Below are 6,272 nucleotides of genomic sequence, written 5' to 3'. Positions count from 1 at the left end.
CAGCACGCCGTCGTCGACGCCTTCTTCGCGGCCGGGCGTGCCGGTGACTTCGACAGCCTCGTCGCGGTACTAGACCCCGACGTTTCGCTGCGCGGCGACTTCGGCCCCGGCCCGGCCGGACTGCGCTCGGTCCCGGGAGCTTCCGCGGTGGCCGGGCTGGCCCGAAGCTATGCGGCGCCGGAACGCGAAGTCCGGCCCGCCACCGTCAACGGCGCCGCGGGCGCGGTGATCTTCGTCGCCGATCGGCCAAGCGCGGTCATGGGCTTCGTGGTCCGCGGTGGGCGTATCGCCGCCATCGACGTGCTGGCCGATCCCGAGCGGATCGCCCGGATCGACGTGCGCGCAGTTACCGCCTAGCCCGTCGCTGCCTGCACCAGCGCCTGCGCGGACTGGGGCGAGATCGCCCAGCCACCTTGATTGACGAACGTGAGATTCTGCGTGACAGGCGTCGGGAACTTCGGACCCGAGATGGCCACGTCGGCGCTGGCCGCATTGGGACCGGCGGGCTGGATGTTCGTCACGTCGAACGACTCCGGAAAATTCCCGGCCTTGAACGCGTCCCGCAGTTTGTGGTCGGCGTCGCGCCCATCGGCCTCACTGATGCCGCCTGCGACCAGACCGGTCTTGCTGTGGTACGACACGCCAGGGTTGGTGAGGTTGGTGCAGAGGCTGGACAAGTCGCCGGCAGTCGGCAGACCTGGCGCCGGCGGCGGGTCCTGCGCAAACGGCACGCCCAATGCGACGGGCTGCACCTGCAAGGCGGTGGCGCTGCCGGAGGCAAACGACGTCATGCCGGCGGCCGCGGCTCCAATTGCGGCGACGGCTGCCGCACCGGTGGCGAGCATTTTCACTGTCATAGCTGTCCCTTCGAGTTGGACTTCAACATCGGTGTCATTCTGCTGGTCACGCGTTGTCTGTAGTAGCGCTGATGCGGGCGTGTCGTACCACTGGCCGTCTTACATCAAGCCACTCGTGGGCCGCGCTGGCAAGTGCCTGGTCGGTATCTGGCAAACTTGCGAGCTCTAAGCGGCGTGAATTCGCCACTCGGCAGCATCCTGCTGCTGGCGCCAGAATTCGTCGAAACGTCCTCCCGCGCTGAGTAACTCGTCGACCCAGCCGTCTTCGATCACCCCGCCATTGTCGAGGAAAGCACCCGGCCGCTATCTGCCGATGACGAACTGCGCATCGTTGACGTCGCCGGCCGCCCGCTCCCGGACGGCGCCGAGGGGGAACTACTGGTGCGCGGTCCGTACACCTTCAACGGATACTTCCGCGCCGAAAGCGACAACGCTCGCTGCTTCGACCTGGACGGCTTTTACCGCAGTGGTGACCTGGTCCGCCGGCACACCGACGGCTACCTGGAGGTCACCGGCCGGGTCAAAGACGCCATCCATCGCGGCGGCGAGACCATAGCGGCGGCCGACCTCGAAGAGCATCTGCATGCGCATCCGGCGATCTCGTCGGCGGCGGCCGTAGCGCTGCCGGATCCTTACCTGGGCGAAAAGATCTGCGCAGCAGTGGTTTTCATGGGCAAGCCAGTAACGCTGATGGAATTGAACGACTACCTCGACCAACGTGGAGTGGCGAGCCATGCCCGGCCGGATGTGCTGACCGAGATGACCGCGTTGCCGACAACCCCGGTCGGCAAGGTCGACAAGAAGCGATCGCCCGGCAGATGCGGCCATAGAACAGGCTGGTGGCGTAGTGTCACGTGCGAGCCGTTTCGTTGTCAGCCGTTCTCGCCCGTTGTAAGCGGGTGACAGCCCCGGCAATGTGATTCCTCCGTCGCCTCGCGCTTGCGGGGCGGTCGATACCGACCGTGAAGGAACGCCCGTGGATTGCACAGGGCCAGCCATCGTGTTGATCCCGATCATCGCGTGCGCTCAGCGCCGACAGAGATACTTCCGATGACTTATCCACTGCAGCAACCGCGCCGAGATAATCTCCTGAGGCTGTGCATATGTCGCCAGTTGGGCCGCGACATCGACGGGGCGTGGTGGCCACGCGCGGACCGCATCACGAATGAACTGCCCGGCCTCATTGCGACGCTGATCCCACTGCTTGGAGACATCACGTCCATCAACGTCAATTGGCCACCATTACAACGACCGCCCGACTTCAACTGGCCCGGATGGGAACACAAGCGCCAACACGTGATGACGTTCAACGGCGGAGAGGCTCGCGCCAACCTCCTGATAATCCCCTACGCAACCGAAAGTGCGCTTGCGCTGATGGTGCTACGCCGCGCGGCTGACCTGCCCATCGACCCCGCCGATCAAACCAAACCGGCATTCTTTACCGCGGGCTCGATCCTGCAGGCTGCCTTGCTTCAGCGCTCCGCGGACTGTCACTAGCGCCGCCGGGCAGTCGCTTACGAAGCGAACTTGAGTAGTTCGGTTGTGGCATCCCACAGCCGTGACTCACGAGCTGGGTCGTTGGCGAACGGCTTCACTTCGCGCTCTTGCTCTTTGACGACGAATGCGCCATCTCGCAGGTGGGCCCACCGGTCGTCAAGGACGATCGATGCGAGCGCCGGCCCGGATCGGGTGGGCGACGAAACGCCGGGAATTCGCTCGATGAGGCGGCCAATCCGTTGAAGAGCGGGTCCGTGCTCTCTGCCCAGGCCGGTGCCTGGCATGAATCCCGGCTCGTACACCGTCACGTTGATCCCGGTCGGTGCTCGACGTTGCAACTCGTGCGCGTAGTAAAGCAGCGCGAGTTTGGAATTGGAATAAGCGATTCCGCTGTGCTCGGTTGTCGCCGGCACGTCTTGACCGGTGGGTTGAGCAAGCTCGATCGGATCGCGCCAAACCGCCGGTGCAACTCGCAAGATGCGACGGAAGATGTTCTGGTGATAGGTGTTTGAGCCCAACAGCACGATGCGGGCGGGCGCGAGGAAAGAGTCGAGCAGGTCGCCGATGAGCTGCGCGTGCGCGAGGTAGTTCACGGCGAAGGTGAGCTCGTATCCGTCCGCGGAGGCTTTGTGGGTGTCGACCACCGAGACACCGGCGTTGGCCACCAATCCGTGCAGCGGGCGCACGGCGCCGGCTTCCAGCAGATGCTTGACCTGCTGCCCCGCGTCGCGCACATCGGCGAGCCGGGCCAGATCGCAGCCGATCTCCCGTACGGTCGCTCCTGCCCCGCGGGCGGCGTCGGCCACCTCGGTTAGCGCCTTACCGGCCCGGCCGACCAGCAGCAGGTCGGGGCGCTGCGGGTCAGGGCGTTGAGCGATCGCCAGCGTCGCGGCCTTTCCCAGGCCGCCGGTCGGCCCGGTGATCAGCACGGTGCCGGACGCGATCGAGTGCATGGTTCTCCGTTCGTCGGTGTACTGCGATGATTCTTCGCCGGACTCCGGTCGTCAGGCAGTCGTCCGGTTTTCGTAGGACTGGCAGGGCCAGGACAAGCCCTTTCCCGGGCCGGCGGCGTCGCGTTTAGTGGAGGGGTGGACTCGTGGGAGTTCGGTCGCACCGCGCGTAGCTGGCGCGACCGCGTCAAGCCCACCGCGGTCGGCGTCCCCGTCGGCGGACGCCGACGCGCCGAGGGGCTAAGGCGAGAGGAGCTGGCCGGGCTGGCCGGGATCTCGGTCGACTACCTGACCAGGCTCGAGCAAGGACGGGCCACCTCACCGTCGGTGCAGGTCGTCGAGGCGCTCGCGCGCGCGTTGCGAGTCTCCGACGCCCAGCGCGACCTGCTCTTTCGGCTGGCCGGGCACGCCACCCCCGGCCTTGACGTCGTATCGTCGCGGATCACGCCGAGCGTGCAACGCCTGCTTGACCGCCTCGCGCACACACCCGTCGCCGTCTTTGACGCCACGTGGACTCTCGTCGTCGCCAATGCGCCGTACGACGCGTTGATGGGTCCCACAACGAGTTGGCGGGGAATCGAACGCAACAGCGTCTGGCGTAACCTTGTCGGTCCTGGCAGTCGCGCTGTTCACACACCAGAGCAGAAGGCCGAATTCCACGCCGGGTTGGTCGCCGACCTGCGTCTGACCGCCGCACGTTACCCCGCCGATCAGCGGCTGAAGCAGCTAATTCGCGACCTTGCTGCGCAGAGCCCGCAATTCGTAAAGCTCTGGGAATCAGGCGTTTTAGAGCCGCACCAAGACTTCGGGCGCCGCAAGGTCATCGACCACCCCGACGTCGGGCACATCACGTTGGACTGCGACACTCTCATCGTCGCCGCTGTCGATCTGCGCATCATGATCTACACCGCCGAACCCGAGACGGACGACGCCGAGTGTCTCGCTCTCGCAATAGTGCTCGGCACACAGTCGTTGATCGACTGAGTTCTTCGCCTGCCCGAGAGTTGTTTCGGCACGCGGGATTTCATGCGGATGTACGGCCACGTACACGCGCACGTTGGCGCCCGATCGCTTGATGGTCATCGTGGTGACCTGAGCATGCCGAAAAGCTGCGGTCCGCGTGAGTGAGCTGACTCTGAAACCTTGCCATTGACTAATGTCACCATTTGACGTTGACTGAGTCGCATGACGGACACTGTGCCGGCCCGCGGATCGCTACGCTCACGCGGTGTGGCGCTGGTCAGCGCGTTGACATTGCGCCAGATCAGCGCGGTGCTGCCGCCCGAGCAGGCCTGGGGCCTGTGGCTGTCACGCCAGATCGTGGCCGGCATCATGGACGCCTTCGGACCATCGCTGGCCGGAACCAGCGTCGAGCCGATTGACGCCGTCCAGCCCGACGGCCATCGAGTTGTCGGTGAGTGGGTGCGTGCGCCGGGCGTACCGGCGAGGCCGGGCGCGATTTACTTCGTTCACGGCAGCGGGTATGCCCTGTGCTCGCCGCGAACGCATCGACGACTGACGGCGTGGCTGTCACGGCTGACCGGGCTGCCGGTATTCGCCGTCGACTACCGCTTGGCGCCGCGGCACCGCTTCCCCACCGCCGCCGACGACGTCCGCGCGGGCTGGGACTGGCTAACCCGCCAGCATTCGGCGGAACACATTGTGATCGCTGGTGATTCAGCCGGCGGACACCTTACAGTTGACCTGCTGTTGCGGCCCGACGTCGCCGCAAGCAGGCCAGCCGCGCTGCTACTGTTTTCGCCGCTGATTGATCTCACCTTCGGCCTGGCCGCCGCTCGCGAAGCACTAAGCCGCGACCCTGCGATTCGCGCCGTCGACGCCGCCCGACTGGTCGCGTTGTACTGCGGCAGCGTCGATCCCGCGCATCAACGCCTGCGACTCGACGTCGCCGGCGGGCCGTCGCTGCCCCCGACACTTATCCAGGCCGGTGGCGCCGAGATGCTGGTGGCCGATGCGCGACACCTCGCCGCCGATATCCGCGCCTGCGGCGGCAGTTGCGAACTCCAGGTGTGGCTGGATCAGGTGCACGTGTTCCAGGCGCTGCCGCGGCTGTCACCGGAAGCCGGCAAGGCGATGGCACACGTCGCGCGTTTCATCGACGCATCCTTGCGAGCCGACGGCTTAGACGTCACGACGGGAAGGGCAGGCTAGATGCTTAGGCCGTTTCGCAGGTCAAACAATGTGAGCCACAACGCGCTTGCGGTGGTGACCGGCGCGGGCAGCGGGATCGGGGCGGCGTTCGCCACCGAACTCGCCCGGCGCGGCGGCCGGGTCGTGTGCAGCGACATCAATGAAGTCACCGCCGCGAAAACTGTCAGCGCAATCACCGACAGCGGCGGGGATGCCATCGCAATCCCCTGCGATGTCACCCAATTCGACGACGTCCGCGAACTGGCCGCCCAGTCAGAATCGTGGTTGGGCGACGCGCCCACCCTGGTGATCAACAACGCCGGCGTCGGCTCCGGCGGTGCCCCGATCGGTGAACTCCCCCTCGACGACTGGCACTGGGTGCTGGGCATCAATCTGTGGGGCCCCATCCACGGCTGCCACGTGTTCGCACCGATCCTGCGGTCGGCCGAACCGTCGGACCGCCCGCGGGGCATCATCAACGTTGCCTCCGCCGCCGCCTTCGGAGCGGCCCCGAGCATGGCCGCCTACAACGTCAGCAAGGCCGGCGCGCTATCGCTGTCTGAGACCCTGGCCGCCGAATTATCGGGCAGCGCCGTCAAAGTCACCGTGCTGTGCCCCACGTTTGTCAAAACAAACATCATCGAGTCCGGCCGGATGCCTGACCAAACAACCCAATTCGCAAACAGGGTCATGCGATGGACCGGATTGTCGCCGGAGAAGGTCGCACGTATCTGTCTGGACACCCACGATCACGGCGAGTTGTATTGCATGCCGCAGTTCGAAGCCAAGATCGGCTGGACCATCAAACGCTTCGTCC

6 protein-coding genes and 3 pseudogenes are annotated in these 6,272 nt (G+C 65.8%); 6 read left to right on the top strand and 3 right to left on the bottom strand.

Annotated features, from left to right (window positions below):
• Positions 1-357, top strand: a pseudogene (locus WAN71_RS23295) (RNA polymerase subunit sigma-70); the annotation flags it as partial.
• Here the strand turns inward: WAN71_RS23295 and WAN71_RS23290 are convergent.
• Together WAN71_RS23290 and WAN71_RS23285 are read right to left on the bottom strand one after the other, a co-directional pair.
• Positions 354-857: a hypothetical protein gene (locus WAN71_RS23290; RefSeq protein WP_422227593.1), complete on the bottom strand. Its 504-nt coding sequence runs from the start codon at positions 855-857 to the stop codon at positions 354-356. The pseudogene WAN71_RS23295 and the gene WAN71_RS23290 sit on opposite strands and share 4 nt — an antisense overlap.
• Before the next feature lie 165 nt (positions 858-1,022).
• Positions 1,023-1,148, bottom strand: a pseudogene (locus WAN71_RS23285) (hypothetical protein); the annotation flags it as partial.
• On the opposite strand from WAN71_RS23285, the pseudogene WAN71_RS23280 reads away from it, so the two are divergent.
• A pseudogene (locus tag WAN71_RS23280) lies at positions 1,125-1,760 on the top strand (AMP-binding enzyme); the annotation flags it as partial. The pseudogenes WAN71_RS23285 and WAN71_RS23280 overlap by 24 nt on opposite strands.
• A 147-nt stretch (positions 1,761-1,907) precedes the next feature.
• Complete coding sequence (locus WAN71_RS23275; RefSeq protein WP_422227592.1) at positions 1,908-2,354, top strand: DUF5994 family protein; 447 nt, start codon at positions 1,908-1,910, stop codon at positions 2,352-2,354.
• Between the two features lie 17 nt (positions 2,355-2,371).
• Here the strand turns inward: WAN71_RS23275 and WAN71_RS23270 are convergent, their stop codons facing one another.
• A complete protein-coding gene (locus tag WAN71_RS23270) occupies positions 2,372-3,307 on the bottom strand; it encodes an SDR family NAD(P)-dependent oxidoreductase (RefSeq protein WP_422227591.1) in 936 nt (311 codons plus the stop codon).
• 135 nt (positions 3,308-3,442) lie between these two features.
• On the opposite strand from WAN71_RS23270, the gene WAN71_RS23265 reads away from it, so the two are divergent.
• The 3 genes from WAN71_RS23265 to WAN71_RS23255 form a co-directional block, all read left to right on the top strand.
• Positions 3,443-4,288 carry a helix-turn-helix transcriptional regulator gene (locus WAN71_RS23265; protein WP_422227590.1) on the top strand — a complete coding sequence of 282 codons (846 nt, stop codon included), beginning with the start codon at positions 3,443-3,445 and terminating at the stop codon, positions 4,286-4,288.
• Between the two features lie 201 nt (positions 4,289-4,489).
• A complete protein-coding gene (locus WAN71_RS23260) occupies positions 4,490-5,476 on the top strand; it encodes an alpha/beta hydrolase (RefSeq protein ID WP_422227589.1) in 987 nt (328 codons plus the stop codon).
• Positions 5,477-6,272: SDR family NAD(P)-dependent oxidoreductase (locus WAN71_RS23255; protein WP_422227588.1), on the top strand; the 796-nt coding region annotated here is incomplete at its 3' end.

Source organism: Mycobacterium sp., from assembly GCF_049280035.1.
Taxonomy (GTDB): Bacteria; Actinomycetota; Actinomycetes; order Mycobacteriales; family Mycobacteriaceae; genus Mycobacterium.
The sequence above is the reverse complement of the archived record's forward strand: the minus strand, read 5'-3'. Positions and strand labels throughout refer to the sequence as shown.